At 30.2% G+C, this 22749-nt stretch carries 25 protein-coding genes; 3 read left to right on the forward strand and 22 right to left on the reverse strand.

Going from position 1 to position 22749, the window contains the following annotated elements:
- From EK368_RS03735 to EK368_RS03750, 4 genes are all read right to left on the reverse strand, one after another.
- A partial coding sequence (locus EK368_RS03735) for a Rha family transcriptional regulator (RefSeq protein ID WP_129596559.1) occupies positions 1–474 on the reverse strand: 474 nt, incomplete at its 3' end.
- 13 nt (positions 475–487) lie between these two features.
- Positions 488–697, reverse strand: a complete 210-nt coding sequence (locus EK368_RS03740) for a helix-turn-helix domain-containing protein (protein ID WP_129596560.1) — start codon at positions 695–697, stop codon at positions 488–490.
- Entirely contained in the window at positions 697–1413 is a 717-nt protein-coding gene (locus EK368_RS15155; RefSeq protein WP_243109354.1) for a BRO-N domain-containing protein, read from the reverse strand. The genes EK368_RS03740 and EK368_RS15155 overlap by 1 nt, the downstream gene beginning before the upstream one ends.
- A gap of 20 nt (positions 1414–1433) precedes the next feature.
- Positions 1434–1700, reverse strand: a complete 267-nt coding sequence (locus EK368_RS03750; RefSeq protein ID WP_165000313.1) for a helix-turn-helix domain-containing protein — start codon at positions 1698–1700, stop codon at positions 1434–1436.
- A 418-nt stretch (positions 1701–2118) separates the two neighbouring features.
- On the opposite strand from EK368_RS03750, the gene EK368_RS15045 reads away from it, so the two are divergent.
- The 3 genes from EK368_RS15045 to EK368_RS03765 are packed head-to-tail and all read left to right on the forward strand — an operon-like array spanning position 2119 to position 4557.
- Positions 2119–2883, forward strand: coding sequence for a helix-turn-helix domain-containing protein (locus EK368_RS15045; protein WP_202976419.1), 765 nt, complete (start codon positions 2119–2121; stop codon positions 2881–2883).
- A 15-nt stretch (positions 2884–2898) separates the two neighbouring features.
- A complete protein-coding gene (locus tag EK368_RS03760) occupies positions 2899–3372 on the forward strand; it encodes an ImmA/IrrE family metallo-endopeptidase (protein WP_129596564.1) in 474 nt (157 codons plus the stop codon).
- A gap of 48 nt (positions 3373–3420) precedes the next feature.
- Positions 3421–4557 (forward strand): tyrosine-type recombinase/integrase, encoded by a 1137-nt coding sequence (locus EK368_RS03765; RefSeq protein ID WP_129596566.1) that lies wholly within the window; start codon positions 3421–3423, stop codon positions 4555–4557.
- A 64-nt stretch (positions 4558–4621) separates the two neighbouring features.
- On the opposite strand, the gene rlmD is transcribed toward EK368_RS03765, so the two are convergent.
- The 18 genes from rlmD to murB all read right to left on the reverse strand — a co-directional run bounded on the left by rlmD (position 4622) and on the right by murB (position 22692).
- Positions 4622–5986: a 23S rRNA (uracil(1939)-C(5))-methyltransferase RlmD gene (gene rlmD, locus EK368_RS03770; RefSeq protein WP_129596568.1), complete on the reverse strand. Its 1365-nt coding sequence runs from the start codon at positions 5984–5986 to the stop codon at positions 4622–4624.
- A 327-nt stretch (positions 5987–6313) separates the two neighbouring features.
- Positions 6314–6730 carry an acyl-CoA thioesterase gene (locus tag EK368_RS03775; protein ID WP_129596570.1) on the reverse strand — a complete coding sequence of 139 codons (417 nt, stop codon included), beginning with the start codon at positions 6728–6730 and terminating at the stop codon, positions 6314–6316.
- Positions 6731–6783: 53 nt separating this feature from the next.
- Positions 6784–8541: a pyruvate kinase gene (pyk, locus tag EK368_RS03780; protein WP_129596574.1), complete on the reverse strand. Its 1758-nt coding sequence runs from the start codon at positions 8539–8541 to the stop codon at positions 6784–6786.
- Positions 8542–8557: 16 nt separating this feature from the next.
- Entirely contained in the window at positions 8558–9520 is a 963-nt protein-coding gene (pfkA, locus tag EK368_RS03785) for a 6-phosphofructokinase (protein WP_129596576.1), read from the reverse strand.
- A gap of 94 nt (positions 9521–9614) precedes the next feature.
- Positions 9615–9794, reverse strand: a complete 180-nt coding sequence (locus EK368_RS03790) for a hypothetical protein (protein ID WP_129596578.1) — start codon at positions 9792–9794, stop codon at positions 9615–9617.
- A 163-nt stretch (positions 9795–9957) separates the two neighbouring features.
- Entirely contained in the window at positions 9958–11100 is a 1143-nt protein-coding gene (locus EK368_RS03795; protein ID WP_129596579.1) for a helix-hairpin-helix domain-containing protein, read from the reverse strand.
- A 314-nt stretch (positions 11101–11414) separates the two neighbouring features.
- Positions 11415–11780 carry an LAGLIDADG family homing endonuclease gene (locus EK368_RS03800; protein WP_129596581.1) on the reverse strand — a complete coding sequence of 122 codons (366 nt, stop codon included), beginning with the start codon at positions 11778–11780 and terminating at the stop codon, positions 11415–11417.
- Positions 11740–11913, reverse strand: coding sequence for a hypothetical protein (locus EK368_RS14790; RefSeq protein ID WP_165000314.1), 174 nt, complete (start codon positions 11911–11913; stop codon positions 11740–11742). The genes EK368_RS03800 and EK368_RS14790 overlap by 41 nt, the downstream gene beginning before the upstream one ends.
- Before the next feature lie 48 nt (positions 11914–11961).
- Complete coding sequence (locus EK368_RS03805; protein WP_129596583.1) at positions 11962–14262, reverse strand: DNA polymerase III subunit alpha; 2301 nt, start codon at positions 14260–14262, stop codon at positions 11962–11964.
- Positions 14263–14275: 13 nt separating this feature from the next.
- A complete protein-coding gene (locus EK368_RS03810) occupies positions 14276–15574 on the reverse strand; it encodes a DRTGG domain-containing protein (protein WP_129596585.1) in 1299 nt (432 codons plus the stop codon).
- A 79-nt stretch (positions 15575–15653) separates the two neighbouring features.
- Complete coding sequence (locus tag EK368_RS03815) at positions 15654–16724, reverse strand: HD-GYP domain-containing protein (RefSeq protein WP_129596587.1); 1071 nt, start codon at positions 16722–16724, stop codon at positions 15654–15656.
- A 200-nt stretch (positions 16725–16924) separates the two neighbouring features.
- Positions 16925–17191, reverse strand: a complete 267-nt coding sequence (locus tag EK368_RS03820) for an HPr family phosphocarrier protein (RefSeq protein WP_129596589.1) — start codon at positions 17189–17191, stop codon at positions 16925–16927.
- On the reverse strand, positions 17188–18150 hold the full coding sequence (gene whiA / locus EK368_RS03825) for a DNA-binding protein WhiA (protein ID WP_129596591.1): 963 nt from the start codon (positions 18148–18150) through the stop codon (positions 17188–17190). Before whiA ends, EK368_RS03820 begins: the two co-directional genes overlap by 4 nt.
- A 131-nt stretch (positions 18151–18281) precedes the next feature.
- On the reverse strand, positions 18282–18704 hold the full coding sequence (locus EK368_RS03830; RefSeq protein ID WP_129596593.1) for an NUDIX hydrolase: 423 nt from the start codon (positions 18702–18704) through the stop codon (positions 18282–18284).
- A gap of 114 nt (positions 18705–18818) precedes the next feature.
- The gene (locus EK368_RS03835) at positions 18819–20141 is read right to left on the reverse strand and encodes a gluconeogenesis factor YvcK family protein (RefSeq protein ID WP_129596595.1); all 1323 of its coding nucleotides are present in this window, start codon (positions 20139–20141) and stop codon (positions 18819–18821) included.
- A gap of 14 nt (positions 20142–20155) precedes the next feature.
- A complete protein-coding gene (gene rapZ, locus EK368_RS03840) occupies positions 20156–21013 on the reverse strand; it encodes an RNase adapter RapZ (protein ID WP_129596597.1) in 858 nt (285 codons plus the stop codon).
- A gap of 14 nt (positions 21014–21027) precedes the next feature.
- The gene (locus EK368_RS03845; RefSeq protein WP_129596599.1) at positions 21028–21756 is read right to left on the reverse strand and encodes a PHP domain-containing protein; all 729 of its coding nucleotides are present in this window, start codon (positions 21754–21756) and stop codon (positions 21028–21030) included.
- Between the two features lie 21 nt (positions 21757–21777).
- Entirely contained in the window at positions 21778–22692 is a 915-nt protein-coding gene (gene murB / locus EK368_RS03850) for a UDP-N-acetylmuramate dehydrogenase (protein WP_129596601.1), read from the reverse strand.
- Positions 22693–22749: the final 57 nt, after the last annotated feature.

Raw genomic sequence — 22749 nt, forward strand, 5'->3', positions numbered from 1 at the left:
TACACCTTTTTTTCTTACTATTGCTTGTAACTCTTTACATTCAATATTGAAAAGTGGCATATTATTTTCTAAATCTGTAATTCTATTGTCAATTTCAGTAGTACGTTGATCTATTACAAATATAGCCTGTAATTCTTTACTAAACTGTGGAAAAGGTGTTGATAACCTTTGTTCCATTTCATGAAATTTATTTATGTATCTCGCTGTAAATATTGCTCCTTTTTGCCCTGTAAGTTTGTGTGCTATAAATTCACAACCTTTTTTAGTGATATCATAACAAGGTCTTATTTCCCCTTTTGCATCTTGATATGTACTTTCTACAAAGAAATCAACCAGCGCAATTTTGCTCTCGTCAAGATATGAAATATAATTTCTAATATCCCTAAGTAACTCCTTGTGTTGCTTTCCTACCATTTCAGCTACCTCTCTACTATCCAAAGTAACTATTTTCTCTTTTGCAATTAAATTATTCATCTTTTGTCCTCCTTTAAAATTCTAATAGTTTAATATTTTCTAAATCTGATAAATCTTTACCATTATTCTCTTTTAAGAATCTTAAAACTTCTGCTCTCGTAACTTTGATTCTTCCTAGTTTTAATCCCGTCAAAATCTTTTTTCTAATCAAATCATAAACTGTATTCTTACCCACCTTTAGAATCGTTGCTACTTCTTCTACTGTATAGAGATAATCTTGCATTAAATCACCTCTTTCTCAAATATTGATAACTGATTTACTTTTCTATCAGCTTTTATAATTTTGATAGATTCATCAATCACATTTAAAGAATTTACTAATGTTTCTACTGGTATATCCTCCCACTTCTCACCACCAAGTTTAATCAACACTCTTTGTTTTACTAGTTCGTATTCTTCATCTGCTTTCTCTATTCCAAGTCTTTTCTTGATATACTGTGATATATTGTATTTTTCTTTACTTACTGGTCTAAAATACTGAGAACATTTTTCTTCTATCTGATTGATTTTATTTGATACTATTTCATCTACTAAGCCTGTCATTTCTACTTTCATAGTGTTGAACATTTTCTCTTGTATCTTTGTTTGTGCTATATACATTCCATTTGTTCTAATGCTTTTAAGTATCTTTTTGACTTCTTTCTTAAATTTCTTTGCTATAGGTTTTCTACTTTGCATTAATACCTCGTAAAGTCCATCTTCTGTTAGAAACCACATTTCTCTCATTTGACCTGATACGAAAATTCTTCGTAGTACTTTTTCATCTTCATCTACTGTATTTAACATTTTGGAAACATCATAAGAACCCTTACCTGTTTTTGCATACTCAATCCATGCAGCTACATCTAAACCTAAAAATAATGGATTTTGAAAATCACCATACATTTTGAAATCTTTTCCTAATAAATTTCTTTGGTCTACAATTTGTAAATTATTCATCTTTTGTCCTCCTTTGGTTTTTATATAATTTTTTTAAGGTATTCTATCTTAGATTGTAATTCTTGAATCTTATCTAGTGCTTTTTCAAATTGTGAATAATCTTCCATGCTTAGCAAATAATCTAAACTAACATTGAAATACTCTGCTACCTTTTTAACTCTGTTAATAGATGGAGTATTTTTATCCCATTTGCTTATTGATCCTCTACCAAAACCAAGTTTTTTTTCTAAATGAGTTAAAGTTATACCTTGTCTATTACATAGTTTTTTTATGCTCTCTACTATCAAATTCTCATCTCCTTTCATGAAAAAATTCAATAAATAGCTTGACAAATAGTTGAAAATATTCTACTATATATACAGAAGAACACAACAAATAGACATGCGTTGGGGAACGATGTTTAATAAAATTATCTTTATCACTCAATCTATTGTGTTAATTAAATCTCTGACATATTTAAAATACTATTTTTCGTCTTTTCTAAGTTGTAAGTTGAGTATCTCAAAGTAATTAAAATTAACTCTCTCAATGAGTGATTTATAACTTTTGTATCCTTCAACTATCAAACTATATCAACGTATTATTTTCAACTTCTTGATTTAATATTAACGTATTTTTTTCAACTTGTCAATAATGTTTTTCGTATTTTTTTCAACTCGCTTGTTAATACTATATCTAAATATAATAATAAAGGAATGATTAATTATGAATTTAGTAGAAAAAATCAAATCTTTGTGTGAAGAAAAAGAAATTTCATTAGTAGGTTTAGAACGTGAATTGGGTTTTAGTAGAGGAAGTATTTTTAAATGGAATAATAGTTCACCATCAATTGATAAAATTAAAATAGTTGCAGATTATTTTAATGTATCTACAGACTGGTTATTAAATCAGACTCCTTTCAAAAATGAAACAGAGGCTTACCATTCTATCAGTGTTGCTTCTATTAGATATTTACAAATACACCCTAATGAAATCCCTGACTTTTATGAGGCAGAGGCTAGTTTAGAACGCATGTATTTAGATAATACTGATCAAGAATTAATTGCTTACTGCGAAAATCTTATTTTGAAATTTAACAAGAATTTATATTTAACTGATTTAGAGTTATTTGAACTCGCTAATATTCTATTCGCCGAAATAAAGTGGTCTCCTGATTTAGATGGAAGAATATACTTTGTAGATTTCTGCAATGATACTTTCTCAATAACAATTGATTTTGAAGGTATAAATAAGATAACCCTAAATTTAAGTAACAGTTTTTTAACCAACTATAAAAAATCACATGATACAAATTTTATTAAATACCTGTCCTTTTTGAGTAATTCAAAAAATGAAAATCCAAAAACTTTCTCAAATGATAATATTTATACAATCGCTGCACATCATAAAGGCGAAGATTGGAGCAATGAAGAACTTGAAGAGATTGAAAAATTTAAAGAATTTGTAAGAATGAAACGTAAACAAAAGTAAAAAGAGGGGGATTATATGGTGTACAATCAGCTATTAGATGAATGTTATAAATGTAATGTTGATGTATATGAGATGGATTTAATAAATCATGGTTTATATTCAGATGGGATAATTGCAATTAGCAATAAGCTACAAACAACAGTTGAAAGAACTTGTATATTGGCTGAAGAATTAGGTCATCACCATACAAGTTTTGGGAATATACTTGATCAAACTAAAGTTTCAAATATTAAACAAGAAAAACGTGCAAGAAATTGGGCATACGAACGCCTTATACAAATGAAAGATTTCATTAGTGCATATAAGTATGGCTGTTCTAATAAGTTTGAACTTGCTGAATACTTAACAATAACTGAAGAATTTCTCGATGAAGCTATTGAATATTTCAAGGAAAAATATGGATTGTTCTATCGAATTTACAATTATACTATTTACTTTGAACCGTTTGGAGTTTTTGAAAAGTTCCAAGAAAAAAAACATATCCCATAGATCTGACTGTAAAATATGTTTATTTATTGAAAACTTGGGGGTGATTTTATGAAAGGTGGAGTAAGAAAGAAAGGTAAACGGTGGTATTATTACTTTGATATCGGAGTTGTAGATGGAAAAAGAAAGAAAATAGAACGTGTAGGTGGCGATACAAAAAAAGAAGCCTTGGAATCACTTAGAAAGGCTTTGAATGAATTTGAGAATTGTGGTTCTGTTATAGATGAAAGTAATACATCTGTAGCTGATTATATGGATTATTGGCATAAAGAATATGTAATGATTAATTGTAAATACAATACTCAGCAGGGATACAAAACAATAATAGAAAATCATATAAAACCATCTTTAGGAGTATACAAACTTAAATCATTATCTCCTGCAATATTACAAGAATTTATTAATAAAAAGTATAGAAATGGATTTACAAAGAATACTATCTCTGGATTCTTTGGAGTGTTATCTGGTTCTTTAAAGATGGCTGTTTATCCTTATCAGCTAATAAAAGAAAATCCTATGCAATATGTAAAAATGCCTAAGTTACAAGAGAATAAAAAAGATAAAGACGATCTTAAAATAATAACCATAGAAGAATTTAAAAGAATTACGGATAGGTTTAATTTTGGAAGTACGTTTTATGTACCCTTACAAATCGCTTTTAACACTGGCATGAGAGCTGCCGAGGTGTGCGGTTTAACTTGGGATTGTGTAGACTTAGAAAATAATATTATTACTGTAGAAAAAATTATAATAAAAAAAGAAAGAGAATGGGTCTTTGGTACTCCAAAAACCTCATCCTCAAATAGAAAAATAATGATTGGTAATACATTAATCAATATACTAAAAAAACATAGAAAGTTACAAATAGAAAATAAATTAAAATATGGTAAACACTATACTAATAATAATTTTGTATGTACTAAAGAAAATGGTAATCTAGTTACTACCGATAGTTTAAAATATTTAAGTCGCATAGTCAATTATGAACTAGGCATAAGATTTAATTTCCATTCCCTTAGGCATACTCATGCTACTATGCTTTTGGAAGCAGGAGCAAATATAAAAGATATTCAAGAGCGACTTGGACACTCTCAATTATCAACAACCATGGACACATATTCACACGTAACTAGCAAAATGAAAAAGGATAGTGTCAATATATTCGAAAGTATTCTTTCCACCGAGTAAATTTTTAGGTGGAACTACGGTGGAAAACATAAGATTTCACATTAATAAGACGTTCAAAATTAAGTTATTTCAACGATAATCTAACAACACACTCAACATGCCCCGTATGAGGGAACATGTCTACTGGTTGTACCTCTATAGTCTTATATCCATTCTCATCTAAATATTTTAAATCTCTTGCTAGAGTTGAAGGATTACAAGATACATACACTATCTTTTGTGGATTCATCTTTACAATAGTATCTAATACCTTTTCATCGCAGCCCTTTCTTGGTGGATCTACTACTACCACATCAGCTAAAAAGCCTTCTTTATAAAGCTTAGGAACTACCTCTTCTGCTGCTCCTGCAAAGAACTCTACATTCTCTATACCATTTAAACTTGCATTCTCCTTTGCATCCTCGATAGCCTCTGGTACAATTTCTATTCCATATACCTTTTTTGCCCTTTGTGCTAAAAATAATGAAATCGTTCCAATTCCACAATAAATATCATAAACTACCTCTTCTCCCGATAGAGATGCATACTCTAATGCCTTTTCATACAATACCTTTGTTTGAATAGGATTTACTTGAAAGAATGACAGAGGTGATATATTAAATTTTAATGTTCCGATTGTATCTATGATTTTATCTTCTCCATATAATGTGATATATTCTCTTCCTAATACTACATTTCCCTTTTTCTGATTAATATTTTGTACAATACTTTTAATATTAGGAACTTCTTTTAAAAGAGTTTCAATCAATATATCTTTCTTAGGAAGCTCTCTACCATTAGTCACAATGACTACCATTATATCTTTTGTAGAAAAAGCAACCTTCGTTACAATATGTCTTATAATTCCTTTTCCACTTTTTTCATCATAGGTAGCTACTTTATAATTATCAATATAGTCTCTTATGACTTTTATAATTTTTTCATTGATCTCATCTTGTATACAGCAATTATGTATATCTATAATATTATGACTCTTCTTTTGATAAAATCCTATTTGGACTTGTCCATCTTTCATACCCACTGGAAATTGTGCTTTGTTTCGATAAGCATAAGGATGATTCATTCCAATGGTATCATGAATGATTGCATCTTTAATTTTCCCTATCCTTTCAATATTTGCTTTTACTTTATTTGTTTTTAATTGTAGCTGCATAGAATAATCAATATTTTGAATTTGACATCCTCCACATTTTCTAGTAAATTCACAAATAGTATCGATTCGATAAGGGGATGGCTTTACTAATTTTATAATTTTCCCTATAGCATAATTTTTTTTGACTACTTCAATTTTAACCTTTACTTCATCCTCTACAACTGCTCCATCTACAAAAACAGTAAATCCATCTACTCTTCCTATTCCTTCTCCATTTTCTCCTATATCATGTATCAATACATCATAAACCTGACCTTTTTTCACTGTATTTTCCATATTCAAAACTCCTTATATTCTTCTTTATCAAATATTATAAAGTATCTTTATGTTTTTTCAAGCCATAGAGTAAATCCTATTTTCTTAAAATCAAAGTATATTTTAGAAAAGTCATAAAAATTAGGAACAATTATTGAGAATTTGTGAAAATATAGATCTTCTCTCTTTTCAAAAAAAATAGACACCAATTTGGTGCCTTCAAGATAATAATAGAATCAGTTAGCCTATAATACTAAAGTCTCATTATAGATTATAATACATATTTTAAAATATTATACTATAAATTTTACTATATTGGATAAAATATTTAATATATCTTAAAAATTCCTATTCTAAACAAGCACAAAGCATCTCCCAAACTTCTGGATGGACTTTTTTAAAATTCATAGGTTTTAAATTTTTATCTACAAATGCATGAATAGTTGTTCCTTGTGCTAATACTTCATTGTCTGTTTTTCGAATCACTTCATAATTAAATTCAATTCTTACACCTTTTAGTTTTTCTATATGAGTTCTTATATAAAGTTCATCATCATACTTAGCAGATGATTTGTAAATGCATCGACTTTCTATAACAGGTAGGATAACCCCTTCTTGTTCAAGCTTTGCATAAGTATACCCTAAAGAACGAAAAAAAGAAGATCTTCCTACTTCAAACCAAGTATAATAATTTCCATGATAGGCAACACCCATTTGATCGGTTTCTTGATATCTTACTTGAACAAATGCATCATTGATATACACAGAATCATCCTTTCATAAAAGCATCCAAGCTAAGCTTGGCTAATCTTTGTTTTTTATAATACATTAGCTCTTCCACTATATACAAGTCCTCTAATTGTATCTACTGTTACGAGCATACTGTCTTTTAATACTGTTGTAGCATTTTCTACCCCTACAATAACCGGTTTATGTAAATGAAGTCCTACAATAGCAGCATGAGAAGTAAGTCCTCCTTCTTCTGTAATGACTGCACAGCATTTTTCCATATATGGAATCATATCCTTATCTGTAGAAATAGTTACTAAAACATCTCCTTCTTTAAATTTCTTTTGTGCTTCTTTTGCATTACAAGCTATACAAATATTTCCTATTGCTGATTGATTTCCTATTCCCATACCTTGTGCAAGAATTTCTCCTGCAATATGTACCTTTATAGTATTGGTAGTTCCTGCTACACCTACTGGTACTCCTGCTGTAATCACAACTAGATCTCCAGGCTTTATGTATCCTGCTTCTAATGTTTTTTCAATAGAAATGTCAAACACCTCATCTGTTGAATGTCCATCTTGCGTTTTTACAGGATAAGTTCCCCAAGTTAAAGCCATTTTTCTCATAACTTTTTCATTCGTTGTAGCCACAATAATAGGTGCTTTTGGTCTAAATTTAGATACCATTCTTGCCGTATATCCTGAAGCTGTAGCTGTAATAATAGCAGTAGCCCCTAAATCCCAAGCACTACTACAAGTTGCATGACTTATTGCATCTGTAATACTTCTTTCTTTTCCTACTGATTTTTCTCTGAGTATAGCATGATAATCAATAGATTCTTCTGCTGTTTCTGCTATATTTGCCATAGTTGTTACTGCTTCTACTGGATATTTTCCAGCAGCAGTCTCGCCTGATAACATAATGGCATCTGTTCCATCAAAAATAGCATTTGCAACATCTGTAACTTCTGCTCTTGTAGGCCTTGGATTTCTCATCATAGAATCAAGCATTTGAGTAGCAGTAATAACTGGTTTTCCCACACTATTACATTCCTTAATGATCATCTTTTGTACAATTGGCACTCTTTCTGTAGGAATTTCAACTCCCATATCTCCTCTTGCCACCATAATTCCATCAGAAACTTCTATGATTTGATGAATATTTTCTACCCCTTCTTGATTTTCAATTTTAGAAATAATTAAAATATCATCTGCTTGATTTTCTTCTAATATTTTTCTAATTTCTAATACATCTTGAGCCTTTCTTACAAAGGAAGCGGCAATCATATCAATTCCATTTTTAATACCAAATAAAATATCATCTATATCCTTTTGTGTAATAGCAGGTAGTTTAATTTTTACTCCTGGAACATTAATTCCTTTATGATTTTTAACAGTTCCTGAATTTTTAATCATACATTTTATGTCTGTTTCATCTATGATTTCTACTACTTCAAGACCTATCAATCCATCATCAATTAAAATAGTATCTCCTTTTTTTACATCTTGTGGAAGTCCTTGATAGGTAATGCTTCCTATAGTCTCATCTCCAAGGATCTCTCTTGTTGTTAATGTAAAATAATTTTCTTCCCTTAAATAAACTTCTCCATCTTTAAAGTTTCCTGTTCTGATTTCTGGGCCTTTTGTATCTAGTAAAAGTGCGATAGGTAATCCTAATTCTTCTCTAACTTCTTTGATCGTATCAATTCTTACCTGATGTTCTTCATGAGTTCCATGCGAAAAATTAAGTCTTGCTACATTCATGCCCTTTTTTATAATTTGTTTTAATACTTCTTTTTTCTCACTCGCAGGACCTATGGTACAAACAATCTTTGTTTTTCTCATACATATTCCCCTCCAATTATCTAGATAATATTTGAGCTAACTCATACATTCCTTTATGAATTTCTTTTTTCATGGAAAGAGCCTCTGATATATCCATATCACAAATTTCATTGGCCTTCATTCCTACTACTCTACTCCCTTTTCCTTGTAATAAAATATCTACTGCATATCCTCCCATTCTACTTGCAAGAATTCTATCAAAAGCAGTTGGACTTCCACCTCTTTGAATATGTCCAAGTATAGTAAGCCTTACTTCTATTCCTGCCTTTTCTTCAATCTCTTTTTTAATATCATAGGAATTCTCTGCTGCTCCCTCTGCCAGAAGAATGATACTATGTAATTTCCCTCTATTTTTTCCTTGGATTAGTTTTTTACATACTTCATCAACTGAAACCAAATCCTCTGGAATCATAATACTCTCTGCACCTCCTGCTAATCCTGAAAAAAGTGCAATATCTCCACAATGTCTTCCCATAACTTCTATAATATTTGCTCTTTCATGAGAAGTAGATGTATCTCTTATATTGCTAATTGCATGCAGTACTGTATTAATTGCTGTATCAAATCCTATTGTATAGTCTGTATAAGCCAAGTCATTATCAATGGTTCCTGGAATTCCAATAGTAGGGATTCCAGCTTGGCTTAAACTTTGTGCTCCTCTAAAAGATCCATCTCCACCAATCACTATAATTCCATCTATTCCAAAAACATTAATGACATTGATTGCTTTTTTAAAACCTTCCTCTGTTTTAAAATCTTCACTTCTTGCAGTTCTAAGCATAGTTCCCCCACGATGAATAATATCTGCTACTGAAGATATCTTCATATCTTCTATATCTCCATGAATTAATCCTTCATATCCTCTTTTAATTCCTACTACTTTTAATCCATGATAAATTCCAGAACGTACTACAGCTCGAATAGCAGCATTCATACCTGGTGAATCTCCTCCACTTGTAAGCACTCCTATTTTTTTCATTTTTTCCCTCCTCTTTTTCTATTCTTCGAATATTTTTTATCTATTTGAGAAGGGAAAGTTCCTCTACTAGGTACTTTCCCTTATGATTTTAACCTTAAATATTTATCAATACTTCATGAGCTTCTTCCACTTCTCCACTAGGAACAAGCACTTCATATACTTTATCCTCTTTTCCTATTTGTTTAATTTTTACTAAAAATCCTTCTGCATCCAAAATTTTTTTTATTTTTTGTACATCTTCTTTATTATGTGCCATGTATACTACTGTCCACATTTGTTGGACCTCCCTTTGGAGTATATTGATTTTGTTACTATTTTATTCTAATTTCGAGTAAATTTCAATACATAGAAATTACGTTTTACATCTGCTTACAATATCAATTAAATAAAGTTCATATTATTTATACGTATATGCATGGTATAATCAAGAATTTTTATTATGTTGTTTTTACACATTCTTCTCCTAAAATTTTCTTTAACTCTTCAATAAGCTCATCTTGTATATGAATCCACAAAGATGTATCTGCTTTTAATTTTTTATTTTCTTTTTCTATATAAATGTAAACAGGTACCATACCTCTCCATCTGCCAAGGATTTTTTTAATTTTTTGAAAAACTTCTTTTTCATCTTTTTCTTTACTAATTTTCAAATATAATTTCATATCATTTGTATATGCATTCTTCGTTAAAGGAAGAATTTTATTTGCAATAATTTTAGGTTCTTCATCTTCCTTTAAAGTAATTTTTCCCTCTATTATTACCATTTGATCTTCTTGTAAAAAATTCATATATTGATCAAATATTTTGGGGAAAACAAGAATTTCTATAGATCCAAATAAATCTTCTAATGTAATAAATGACATCATATTATTATTCTTTGTAATTTTATTTTTTCTATGAATAATGAGTCCTGCAATTCTTATAAATCCTCCATCTTTTATTTTTTGACTTTGGTTTTCATCTATTTCTAAAAGATCTATTGTATGCAGTGTTGAAATTTTTTTGACTTCTTCTTCATATTCAGATAAAGGATGTCCACTAATATAAAGACCTAACACTTCTTTTTCCATGATTAAAAGATTTTTTTGTGGAAATTCAGCTACATCTGGAAGTTCATCTTTTTTTACTCCTTGAGTAATAGATGTGTCAAAAACTTGAAACAAAGATACTTGTCCTGCTATATTTCTTTTTCGATCTTGGCTAATTCCATCCATGACCTTTTCATAAATTGCCAAAAGCTGTGCTCTATTGGCTCCCATACCATCAAAGGCTCCCGCTCTTATAAGACTATCTACTGCTCTTTTATTGATTTCTTTCATATCTATCTTTTCACAAAAATCAGTAAAACTCAAATACTTTCCTTTTTCTTCTCTTTCTTTTACAATAGAATCTATCACCCCTAACCCTACATTTTTTACTGCTAAAAGACCAAATCTAATTTTTCCATCTTCTACTGTGAAATTTTCCCTACTATCATTTGCACTAGGTGGTAGAATTTCTATATTTCTTTTTTTACAATCCTCTATATATTGTGCAATTTTAGTACTATCTCCCATAACACTAGTAAGCAAAGCTGCCATAAACTCTACAGGATAATAATATTTTAAATAAGCTGTTTCATAGCCTAATACTGCATAAGCTGCGGCGTGAGATTTGTTAACAATTTGTTATCGATAAGCTTTTTATCTTATCTTCTATAAGTTTTCTTTCTTATAGTTCAGACTATATCATCACCCAATTTTCATGGGTGCCGGGCGCTCGTGTCGGTATTATTGAATGGACTTCTCAACCGTTAGTCGTTGCACCTTCCTACTTACTTTTATGTCCTTCAGTAGGCTTGGCTCAGGATTACCATCTCAGGCTTCTTCTGAATTCACCCAGTTTTCATTAGCAATTACTTACTAATGGCGCTTATTACTTCATTCCATTTACAAAACTTTCGTTTCAGATAGATCGTAGCATTACCATACAAATATTCAAATATATGAAACATATCTTTTCTTGCACTACACACCATATATTTCATATCTTCTGATTTAGAATCCCTATATGAATAATTCCCTGGAACATAATTTTCAATGTGTTTTAAAAAAGATTTTGTACCTATTAAAGAAAAATGAGGTGAAGCATATTTATATACTTTTATTCTTTCATCTTTTGTTTTGTAATAAGATGTAGAAACTCCTAATGCAATAGTTCCATCTCCATCAAAATATCCTCTAATAAAATGTCTTATAAGATTTTTTTGTATAGAGGGCATTTCTTTTAACGTTGTTGACTTTCCAGTTGGATATTTCTAATTTATCTTTAATAGATGTAAATTCTAATCCCTCATAAAACAAATTAATAATTTCTTGCTTATCTATCTCAGTAAGTTGATTATAATTCTTCATATAATGCACTCCTTCATAGATTAGTTTTTCCATCTACAGTACATTATACTAAGCTATTTTTATATCTATCGTTTTATAAATGGTATGAATAAAAATTAACGCATACTTAGCAAAGTCAATCATATCATCATAAATTTGATTTGCTATTTTTTCATCTACACCGTTTCTTATGCATCCTGCAATTTCTATATTTCCATTTTCATCTTCTTTTCCATAAATAAAATACTTTCTTTCCTCTTCCATCACTTCCATTTTCTTTTTACCCATGGCACGACGTACCAAATCACTTCGTCCATAGGAGTATCCACCTAATTCTCTTACGATTTGCATAACCTGTTCTTGATAAATCAAACATCCATAGGTTACATTTAAAATAGGCTCAAGCTTCGGATGAAGATACTGTATTTTTTGAGGATTGTTTTTGTATTCTATATATTTAGGAATAGAATCCATAGGTCCTGGTCTATAAAGAGATATACCCGCTACAATATCCTCAAAGCAATCAGGCTTTAATTCCTTCATAAATTGTCTCATACCAGCACTTTCAAGCTGAAATACTCCTAAAGTATCTCCTTTAGTAATAAGGTTATATACCTTTGAATCAGTATAAGGCATAGTTGAAAAATCTATCTCTACTCCATAATTCCTTTTTATGCTTTCTAATGCATCTCGAATGACTGTGAGATTTCTAAGACCTAAAAAATCCATTTTTAGTAATCCTAGTTCTTCTAATGTACCCATTGTAAACTGAGTAGTAACCCCTTCATTATGAACATATAAAGGAACATACTCATCAATAGCTTTTTTAGATATTACGACTCCTGCTGCATGAGTAGATGCATGTCTTGGCATTCCCTCTACTGCCCTTGCTACATCTATCAATCGTTTTGCTTTTTCATCTTTGCTATAAATATCTTTTAAGGATGGATTTATTTCAAGAGCTTTATCTATAGTAATCCCAAGCTGCATAGGAATTTGTTTTGCAATAGCATCTACTTCCCCATAAGAAATATTCATAGCTCGTCCCACATCTCTTATTGCAGCTCTTGCTGCCATTGTTCCAAAAGTAATAATTTGAGCTACCTTTTCTTTGCCATATTTTCTTACTACATAGTCTATAACCTCTTGTCTTCTTTCAATGCAAAAGTCAATATCAATATCTGGCATACTGATACGCTCAGGATTTAAAAACCTTTCAAAGATTAGATTGTATTTTATAGGATCTATATCTGTAATCTCTAAAGTATAAGATACAATACTGCCTGCTGCTGATCCTCTACCTGGGCCTACCATAATATTGTTTTCTTTTGCATACCTTATAAAATCCCATACAATCAAAAAATACTCCACATATCCCATAGTTTCTATAGTTTTTAATTCATATTCTAATCTTTCTTCTAAATCCTTTGTAATATCTTTATATCTTCTTTTTAAACCTTCTTCACAAAGCCTTCTCAAATACTCCTTAGCCGTATATTGTTGAGGAACTTCGTAATTAGGAAGATGCATCTGATTAAAATCAAATTCTACATTACATAAATCTGCAATCTTGACTGTATGATCTAGGGCTTCTTTTGCATAAGGAAACAACTCCTCCATCTCCTGTGGAGACTTTAGATAAAATTCATGAGTAGGAAACTTCATTCGATCTTCATCATCTATAGTCTTTGCTGTTTGAATACATAATAAAACATCATGAATAGGTGCATCTTCTTTTTTTAGATAATGAACATCATTAGTAGCAACCAGTGGAATACTGGTTTCATTGCTAAGTAATATAAGCTGCTCATTAACTATTTTTTGTTCTTTTATACCATGATCTTGAAGCTCTAAATAAAAATTATCTTCTCCAAATATCTCTTGTAATCTTTTTGCTTGTTTTTTTGCTTCTTCATAATTATTTTGTAAAAGATATTGCTGCACCTCTCCTGCAAGACAAGCACTAAGAGCAATGACTCCTTCACTATATTTTTGAAGTACAGATAGATCTATACGAGGTTTGTAGTAAAACCCTTCTACATAGCCTAATGATACAACTTTTATCAAATTTTGATAGCCTACTTGATTTTTAGCAAGTAAAACCAAATGCCCCATTCTTTTGTCCTTTATTGGATCTTTATCTTTCATGGTTCTACTAGCTGTATATACTTCACATCCTATAATAGGTTTTATTCCATGCTTTTTACACTCTTTATAAAAATCAATAACTCCAAACATAGATCCATGATCTGTTATTGCAATAGACCTCATGCCTAATTCTTTTACCGTTTTAATCATATCTTTGATACGAGTAGCACCATCTAATAAGCTATATTCTGTATGGACATGTAAATGAACAAAATCCCTCATAATTTCCTCCTCTCTATCTTCTTAATAATTTTGCAGACATCATAGCCTTTGAAACAATTTCTTCATTATGATAAGCTGTTACCTCAACTTTATAAAACTTTCTACTGATATTTATAATATCTGCATAAATTTCTACTTTACTTTCAATTTGCAATGGCTTAATGAAATAAATCATAAAACTATCAATAATACTATCTAAGCTTTTTTGCTTTCTTATAGCCATAGAACCTGCTGTAGACATAAGCATGACCAAAACTCCTGCACTAGCAATCCCTCTTTCATTAAGCATCATAGGAGTAATTTCTCCTGTTAATAAAATTCCAGTAGGAGTTTCCTCAATCTTTGATTGATTGATGAGCATATCTTCAAAGGGTTCTGCCATATGAGGCTGATTTTTCATGTTTTTAAGCCCTCTAATCACATCTTGACGAGTGATGACTCCTACAAGCTTTTTATTTTTAACTACAGGAATAAGCTTAAGTCCTTCCCAGATCATAATATGAGAAATATATGCTACGGAAGTATTAGGTGCTACTACAATAGGATTTGGTGTCATAACGTCTCTGATAGACTTTTCTAAATTTACTCCCTCAATATCTCTTGGAGATACCATCCCTACAACATATAAATTTTGATCTACAACTGGAAACCTACTATGTCCAGTTTTTTTCATCATCTTTTTCATATCACAAATTGTATATTCTTCTTCTAGATAATATAAAGTGCTTGGCATAATATCTTCTGTTAAAAGAATTTCTTTTTTTATAAGCCTCTCATGTAAAGCTCGATCAATCATAGTTGTAATTGTAAAAGTATCATAACTTGTTAAAATAACTGGAAGTTTTTTTTCATTCGCTATTTTTTTTATTTCTTCTTTACAAAAAAATCCTCCTGTAATTAAAATAGCACAGCCTTTATCTAGTGCAAGTTTATGGGCATCCTCTCTATTTCCTACAATCAAAAGATCTCCCTTTGAAATATATTTTTCCATATCTCCTACATCCATAGCCCCTATAACAAATTTATTAACAATTTTATAAATTCCTTCATATCCTCCTAGTACTTGTCCTTCTACGATATTCAAAACTTCTGCAAAAGTAACCTTGTCGATACTCTTTTTTTCCACTTTTTCTACTCTTATAGTTCCTACTCTAGGAATGGTACTTACTAATTCATCTCTTTCTGCATCTTTAATCGCTTTGTATGCTGTTCCTTCACTTACATCTAAATCTTGTGCAATTTGTCTTACTGAAATTTTACTTCCTATAGGAAGTTTTTTTATATAATCAATAATCTGTTCGTTTTTCGTCATATGCATCACCTACCTCTATGAAACTCGCTACTTATTAAAAAAAGTACGAACTCATCATTCATACTTTATTATACCAAAACTATTCTAATTTCTCTAACACCTCTATAATCGTAATAGATGGATAATCTATTAAATTTAACTCTTTAAACCCATCATATCTTTCTCCATCTACTCCATACATACATCTTATAGTCGGACGGTTTGGATATGCTTGATCTAATTTTACAACTACTCCTTTTTCTCCTGTATTTAAAACAACCATAGTACCTAGCGGATAAGCTGCCACATGTACAATAAATTTTTTTACAATTTCATAATCAAATTGATGTCCTCCCATAGAAATTAAATATTCTACAGCTTCATGAGGAAACATCTTACTTTTATATACTCTATCAGAAGTAAGAGCATCATATACATCTGCTATAGCTACAATTCTAGCAAACTCATGAATTTCTTCCCCTTTTTTTCCCAAAGGATAGCCCCTTCCATCATATCTTTCATGATGAGTTAAAACCACTACAGCACTCAAACTACTAATATGATCATACCTTTTGATCATATCATATCCTACTTTAGGATGCCTTTTAACCTTTTTATATTCATCATCTGTCAATTTACCTGGCTTATTGAGTATTTCTTTTGGAATCCATATTTTTCCTATGTCATGTAAAATTGCTCCAACTCCTAGTTTTTCTAATCTCTCTCTGTTATATCCCATAGCTATTCCTGTAATCAAAGATAATACACACACATTTACAGAATGAGCAAAAGTATATTCATCTGCTGCTTTTATATCAGAAAGATTTAATAAAATATCTCTATTTCCTAAAAGATCATCTAATATATTACTTATTGTATATGAAACTTGTTCTAGCTGAATGCGTCTTCCCATATAAAGATCTTCCATAACATCTTTAATTGCTTTTTTTGCCTCAAATCTATTTTGATCACAAATCACATCTTCAATTACAATATCAGAAGTTTCTTTTGTATCTATATATACATGGGTAATACCTAATTCTTTCAGCTTTTGTATATAATTGTCTTTAAATTTTACACCTGCACTTAATAAAATTTGTCCATCTATATTTTGAAGAGTTTTTGCTAAAATCATTCCTGGCTTTATAAATTCAATATTCACTTTAAACATAAATTCCTCCAAATGTGAAATATATCAAATTCTACTAATTACTTTATTCGCCAAAATGATACAAACTCCTTTAATTCATTACTATAATCATATAAATATTGCATGTTTTTACATTTTTTTTTACATTTTTTTACATTTCGTTTAACCATCAGAAGTTTTTATGAATTCATCAAAAAAACTATTCCTAATTGGAATAGTTTTTACAGAGTCTCTTTTGCCTTTTCAAAAAATTCCTCAATAAATTTTATAGCCTCTTCTTCATCAGGCCCATCCACACTTACTGTAACACTTTCTCCTTTTAATAAGCCTAATGCCATGATACACATAATACTTTTTGCATTTACTTTTTTATATTGTTGTTCTACAAAAATATCAGACATAAATTTATTCGTTAATTGCACAAACATAGCTGCTGGTCTAGCTCTTAATCCTTGTTCGTGCATGATAGATATTTCTTTTTTAATCATCTTATCTCCCCCTTACTTTCTTTTAAATTTTCTGCAATTGTCTCAATTTTCCTCAATCTATGATTCACACCTGATTTCCCAACTGGAGGGTTTAGCATCTCTCCTAATTCTTTAAGGCTTGCTTCTTTATATTCAAGCCTTAACTGTGCAATATCCTGAAGTCCTTCCGGAAGAATTTTAAAACCTGCATTTTTTTGAATATACTCTATATTTTCAATCTGTCTAACAGACGCATTTACAATTTTACTCAAATTCGCTGTTTCACAATTTACAATTCTATTTACATTGTTTCTAACTTGTTTGACTACTCTTATGTTTTCTAAATTTAATAAAGCAGAATGAGCCCCCATAATATTTAAAAGATCTACGATACAATCTCCTTCTTTTAAATAAATCACATAACTATTTTTACGCTGGACAATTTTAGCTCCTAACTCAAAGTCATTAATAAGGTCTTTTAATCCTTGACTATGCTCCTGACTACTTGTTACAAATTCTAAATGATAGGTTTTTTCTGGATCACTTACAGATCCTGCTCCTAAAAAAGCTCCTCTTAAATAAGCTCTTTTACAACATTTGCTTTTTATAAGCATCTGTGGTACATTATAATCTATATAAAGTTTGTTTTTGTTTGTTTTTAGGATTTTTGTTTCTTTAAGGATATCGTTTGCCCCCAAATCACTACTGATCATCATCATATAATGATTATTCTTTTTTAAAAGTTTATTTTTTCTTACTCTTAATTCTGTATGCACACCAAAACATTTTTTTAAAAGAGTAAAAATTTTTCTTGCAACAGCCGCATTTTCAGTAACAATCTTGATATTCATCTTTTGAAATCCCACAAGCTGAATCGTTCCACTCATGCGAATTAAAGCAGAAAGTTCTGCAATTTGACAACAACGATCCTCTGGAATAACTCTTGCTAATTCATTTTTTGCTTGCATAGAAAATGACATATTTATCACCTACCTCTAAGAACAAACGCATTTAGGTACATTTCACCTCATTTTAAAATCATACCATATTTCTATATTATAACATAGATTTATGAAAAATTTATTAAATTTCCAAAAAAGAAAAGACCTCTTTATGATTGAAGGTCTTTTTGAATTTCTTTTATAGCCTTTTGAATGATCTGCCTTTCATCATCATACTTTGCAATCTCTATGGCTCTATTCATATGAACAAATCTAGCATCAATAAATCCCTCTTCTTTTAAAGGGGATGCCTCCATACTTCTTGTTTTCATCAAATACCAATGAACAGTTTTATAAACCTTCTCATTTGTATTCCAACCATTTTTAAAAGAATAATTTATTTTATCAATATATTGTATTATTTCAGCTTTTACATGAGTCTCTTCATACACTTCTCGAATGGCTGCTCTATCAATGTTTTCATCCTCTTTTACTTTTCCTTTAGGAAGCACCCAATCCCCATTATATTTACGCAACAGCAAAATAGCATTACCAAAAACAACTACACCACCAGAGCTCGTCTCTCTCTTCATGACTTCCACCCCTAACTACATGAAAGAACTTCTTGTTTTTGTTCTTAATAAATATTTTTAGGATGTCATTGCTGGTATTTTTATTATTATACCACAAAAGCACTATTATAACATTTACTTTTTCTTTATGTCTTCCTTTAATAAATAATAATCTACGATTCTTTTTTTATCTATTGTATATTTTTCTTTTAAAACCAACTCAATAATTTTTTTAGAAATTTTATCTGCATCATGTCTAATATAGTTTTTTTTAATATCTACAAAAGATCCTTCTATCATTTGTATATTATTTTTTTTAAGATACTCATAATCTTCTTTAGAAGGTTTAATAGGAATGGCTCCATCTAAAATATATTTTTCCAAAGTCTCTTTAGGTATTTCTTTGTTATTAGCAAATATATAATCAATTTTATCTAATTTCAGATAATCCAAAATAGACTCTATATGCTTTGTTACACTGTATCCATCTGTCTCTCCTGGTTGAGTCATTACATTACTAATATAAACTTTCGTAGCTAAAGATTCCTTAATTGCTTTTTTAATATCTTCCACTAATAAATTTGGAATAATACTTGTATATAAGCTTCCTGGTCCTAAAATAATCACATCTGCATAAAAAATTTCATCCACTGCATCCTGTAGCGCTGCTACATTAGAAGGTTTGATAAAAACTTTCTCAATAGGGCTTTCAAATTCTTTGGCCTTTAATGGAATTTGGGATTCTCCCTTGATGACTTTTCCATTTTTAAGTTTTGCATATAAAGTAATATTCTCCGTAGTAACAGGCAAAACCTTTCCTGTAACGGCCAATACATCATTTATTTTTTTTATAGCTTCTTCAAAACCGTCTGATATACCATTCATAGCTGCAATTAAAAGATTCCCAAAACTTTGCCCCTTTAGTTGTCCTTCTAAAAAACGATATTGTAAAAGCTTTTCCATAATAGGCTCAGTATTGGCCAAAGCTAAAATGCAGTTTCTAATATCTCCTGGAGGAAGCATCCCCAGATCTTCTCTTAAAACTCCTGATCCTCCTCCATCATCTGCTACAGTAACAATTGCAGTTATATTAGCAGTATATTTTTTAAGCCCTCTTAAGAGTACTGAAAGTCCTGTTCCACCACCTATGACTACAACTTTAGGTCCTTTATTTAAAATTCTTTTTTCATACAATTTTTGATCAATTTTTTGTCGTTTGGATAAACTTGGAAAATCAAGTATTTTTAATATAGATAAAAATCCTCTTTTTACAGCAAGAATCAATAAAATGCCTCCACCTACAATAAAAAAGAAAAAATAATCTAGTATTCCTCTCTCTATTAAAAAAAGGTGTAGAAGAGGAAAAGTCCCAATCATCATAAACATAATGCCTATAATCCCTATAAAAATCCACCTTTTGATTTTAAGACCTGGTCTTAGCCAGTCAAATAAATTCATCCCCCTCTACTCCCTTAACAATGTATTGAATCTCTGTGGTTAATAATTACTCTATGCCCTTTTTCCTTTAAAGTTTCATATAATATATTTGCAATCGTCACAGATCTATGCTTTCCACCTGTGCAGCCAATCCCGATCACCAATTGAGATTTTCCTTCTTTTATATAAAGAGGTATTAAAAAGTCTATCATATCATTTAATTTTTCTACAAAAGCAATACTTTCTGGCCATTTCATTACATACTCTCTTACTGACTGATCATTTCCTGTAAAATCCCTTAAATTTTCTATATAATGAGGATTTGGTAAAAACCTTACATCAAACACTAAATCTGCATCTATCAAAATTCCCTTTTTAAATCCAAAGGACTGAATAAATATAGTAAGGTTGTCCGTCTTTACCCCTTCCATATACATTTTTTTGATTTCATATTTAAGTTGATAAGAAGTAAGATTAGATGTATCTACAATATATTTTGCCTTCTCCTTTAGCTTTGCAAGCCTCTCTCTTTCTGCACTAATTCCATCTATAATTCTTCCTTGTGGACTTAGGGGATGTACCCTTTTTGTCTCTTTAAATCTTTTGATAATTACTTGATCTGATGCTTCTAAAAACAATATTTCATAATTGTAGCCTTGTTTTTTAATAATATCTAAACTTTCAAAGAGGTCATTGAAAAACTTTCCTCCTCTAATATCAATTACTAATGCAATTTTTTCAATTTCTCCTTGAGCATGAAAACAAAGCTCTGTAAATTTAGGAATTAAAGCAGGGGGAAGATTGTCTACACAATAAAACCCCATATCCTCCATGCTTTTCATAGCTTGACTTTTTCCTGCTCCGGATAAACCTGTAATGATTACAAATTTCATAGCGACTCCCCCTCCTACTTAGCATTTATAATTTGTTCTACACTTAAATCTGCTTTCATTGCTCTTTGGATTCCTTTTTGCACATTTGCTACATCCTCAGGTCTATGGGCATCACTACTTATAACAAATTTCACGCCTTCTTTCATAGCAACTTTTATATATTCTACTGTTAGATAGCCATGACTACTATTGATTTCAAGAGCTGTTCCTCTTTCTTTTGCAGCTTTTGCTACCTCTTTTGTATCTATATTTGCTTTTGCTCCTGGATGTGTAAGAATATCAATATTATTATTATATATAGCAGCTACTACTGCATCTGTATTAATTACTCGCACCTTTCTATCTACAGTTGGAAAATATCTTGCTAAAAAATTATTTCCATGAATTTTAAAACAATCTGAAACCTTATAAGGCAATGCTCCAAAATGATATCCTGCCAAAACAATATCTAATTTTTTTAAGTTTTCATCATCTATATCAAGTCTTCCATCTAATCCCATAATATTAAGTTCCATTCCAAGCTTTACCTTTATTTTATCTGTAGATGCATTAATGGCATCAATTTCTTCTCTCATTTTAGAAAGATTTTTTCTTTTGACTCCATATAAAAGGTGTCTAAATCCATGATCTGAAATACCAATTTCCTTTAAACCTTTTTCAATGGCTGCATCCACATTATCCTGAATGGTTCCCTTTCCATGACTATAAATAGTATGAGTATGATAATCTGCAAATATTTTCATTTGTTTTCACTTCCATTTCTTTTATTCTTCTCCTATTATTTTTATTTCTGGTTCTAATAGTATGGAGAATTTATCATATACTGTTTTTTTCACAAGACGTATAATATTAATTACATCTTCTGCACAAGCACGATCTACATTTACAACAAAACCTGCATGAAGAGGAGATATTTGTGCTCCTCCTATTCTTACTCCTTTTAGTCCTGCATCTTCTATTAATTTACCTGCAAAATGATCTTTAGGTCTTTTAAAAGTACTTCCTGCACTAGGAAATTGTACAGGTTGTTTTGTCACTCTTTTTTGAGTAAATTCTTTAACTTTTGCTTTAATTTCTTCTTTGTCTCCATTTTTAAGCTCTATTTCTACTTCTAATACAATATATTTTTTCTTAGAAATAATGCTTTGTCTATAGTCTAGCTCTAATTCTTCTTTGTTTAAATGTATAAGATCTCCTTTTTCGTCCATAACAAAAGCACCTTTTACTACATCCTTCATTTCTCCCCCATAGGCACCTGCATTCATAGAAATCGCTCCACCTAAAGTTCCAGGAATTCCACTTGCAAATTCAAAGCCCTCTAAACCACGTTTTATGACCATATTGGCTAAAGATGATAAAAGTATTCCTGCTTTTGCTTTTATTTTATTCTCTTTTATATCTACCCCACTAAAGTTATCTCCAATCTTAATTATAACCCCTCTAATTCCTTTATCTAAAACTAAAAGATTGCTCCCATTTCCTACTATATAATAATCTATATTATTATTTTTACAAATTTCAATAGTTTCTTTTATATCTTCTATGGTTTTAGGTAATACCATTACATCTACTGGTCCTCCTATTTTAAAAGAAGTATGTCTACTCATAGGTTCATCTTTTAAAATATATTCGGAATTTATTTTTTCTAATAATGTATGATAAATATTTTCTTTATTCAACTTCTCCACTCCTTTATGTATCCTTCATAGATTCTTTTTCAGTATACCTATTCCTCA

It is taken from the genome of Anaerophilus nitritigenes (assembly GCF_004138215.1).
Lineage (GTDB): Bacteria > Bacillota > Clostridia > Peptostreptococcales > Thermotaleaceae > Anaerophilus > Anaerophilus nitritogenes.

Coding starts and splice junctions, on each gene's coding strand:
- EK368_RS03740 (WP_129596560.1), bottom strand. CDS start 697: ATGCAAGATTATCTCTATACAGTAGAAGAAGTAGCAACGATTCTAAAG.
- EK368_RS15155 (WP_243109354.1), bottom strand. CDS start 1,413: ATGAATAATTTACAAATTGTAGACCAAAGAAATTTATTAGGAAAAGAT.
- EK368_RS15045 (WP_202976419.1), top strand. CDS start 2,119: ATGAATTTAGTAGAAAAAATCAAATCTTTGTGTGAAGAAAAAGAAATT.
- EK368_RS03760 (WP_129596564.1), top strand. CDS start 2,899: ATGGTGTACAATCAGCTATTAGATGAATGTTATAAATGTAATGTTGAT.
- EK368_RS03765 (WP_129596566.1), top strand. CDS start 3,421: ATGAAAGGTGGAGTAAGAAAGAAAGGTAAACGGTGGTATTATTACTTT.
- rlmD (WP_129596568.1), bottom strand. CDS start 5,986: ATGGAAAATACAGTGAAAAAAGGTCAGGTTTATGATGTATTGATACAT.
- pyk (WP_129596574.1), bottom strand. CDS start 8,541: ATGAGAAAAACAAAGATTGTTTGTACCATAGGTCCTGCGAGTGAGAAA.
- pfkA (WP_129596576.1), bottom strand. CDS start 9,520: ATGAAAAAAATAGGAGTGCTTACAAGTGGAGGAGATTCACCAGGTATG.
- EK368_RS03790 (WP_129596578.1), bottom strand. CDS start 9,794: ATGTGGACAGTAGTATACATGGCACATAATAAAGAAGATGTACAAAAA.
- EK368_RS03795 (WP_129596579.1), bottom strand. CDS start 11,100: ATGGCAGCTTTGCTTACTAGTGTTATGGGAGATAGTACTAAAATTGCA.
- EK368_RS03800 (WP_129596581.1), bottom strand. CDS start 11,780: ATGCCCTCTATACAAAAAAATCTTATAAGACATTTTATTAGAGGATAT.
- EK368_RS14790 (WP_165000314.1), bottom strand. CDS start 11,913: ATGAAGAATTATAATCAACTTACTGAGATAGATAAGCAAGAAATTATT.
- EK368_RS03805 (WP_129596583.1), bottom strand. CDS start 14,262: ATGAGGGATTTTGTTCATTTACATGTCCATACAGAATATAGCTTATTA.
- EK368_RS03810 (WP_129596585.1), bottom strand. CDS start 15,574: ATGACGAAAAACGAACAGATTATTGATTATATAAAAAAACTTCCTATA.
- EK368_RS03815 (WP_129596587.1), bottom strand. CDS start 16,724: ATGTTTAAAGTGAATATTGAATTTATAAAGCCAGGAATGATTTTAGCA.
- EK368_RS03820 (WP_129596589.1), bottom strand. CDS start 17,191: ATGATTAAAAAAGAAATATCTATCATGCACGAACAAGGATTAAGAGCT.
- whiA (WP_129596591.1), bottom strand. CDS start 18,150: ATGTCATTTTCTATGCAAGCAAAAAATGAATTAGCAAGAGTTATTCCA.
- EK368_RS03830 (WP_129596593.1), bottom strand. CDS start 18,704: ATGAAGAGAGAGACGAGCTCTGGTGGTGTAGTTGTTTTTGGTAATGCT.
- EK368_RS03835 (WP_129596595.1), bottom strand. CDS start 20,141: ATGAATTTATTTGACTGGCTAAGACCAGGTCTTAAAATCAAAAGGTGG.
- rapZ (WP_129596597.1), bottom strand. CDS start 21,013: ATGAAATTTGTAATCATTACAGGTTTATCCGGAGCAGGAAAAAGTCAA.
- EK368_RS03845 (WP_129596599.1), bottom strand. CDS start 21,756: ATGAAAATATTTGCAGATTATCATACTCATACTATTTATAGTCATGGA.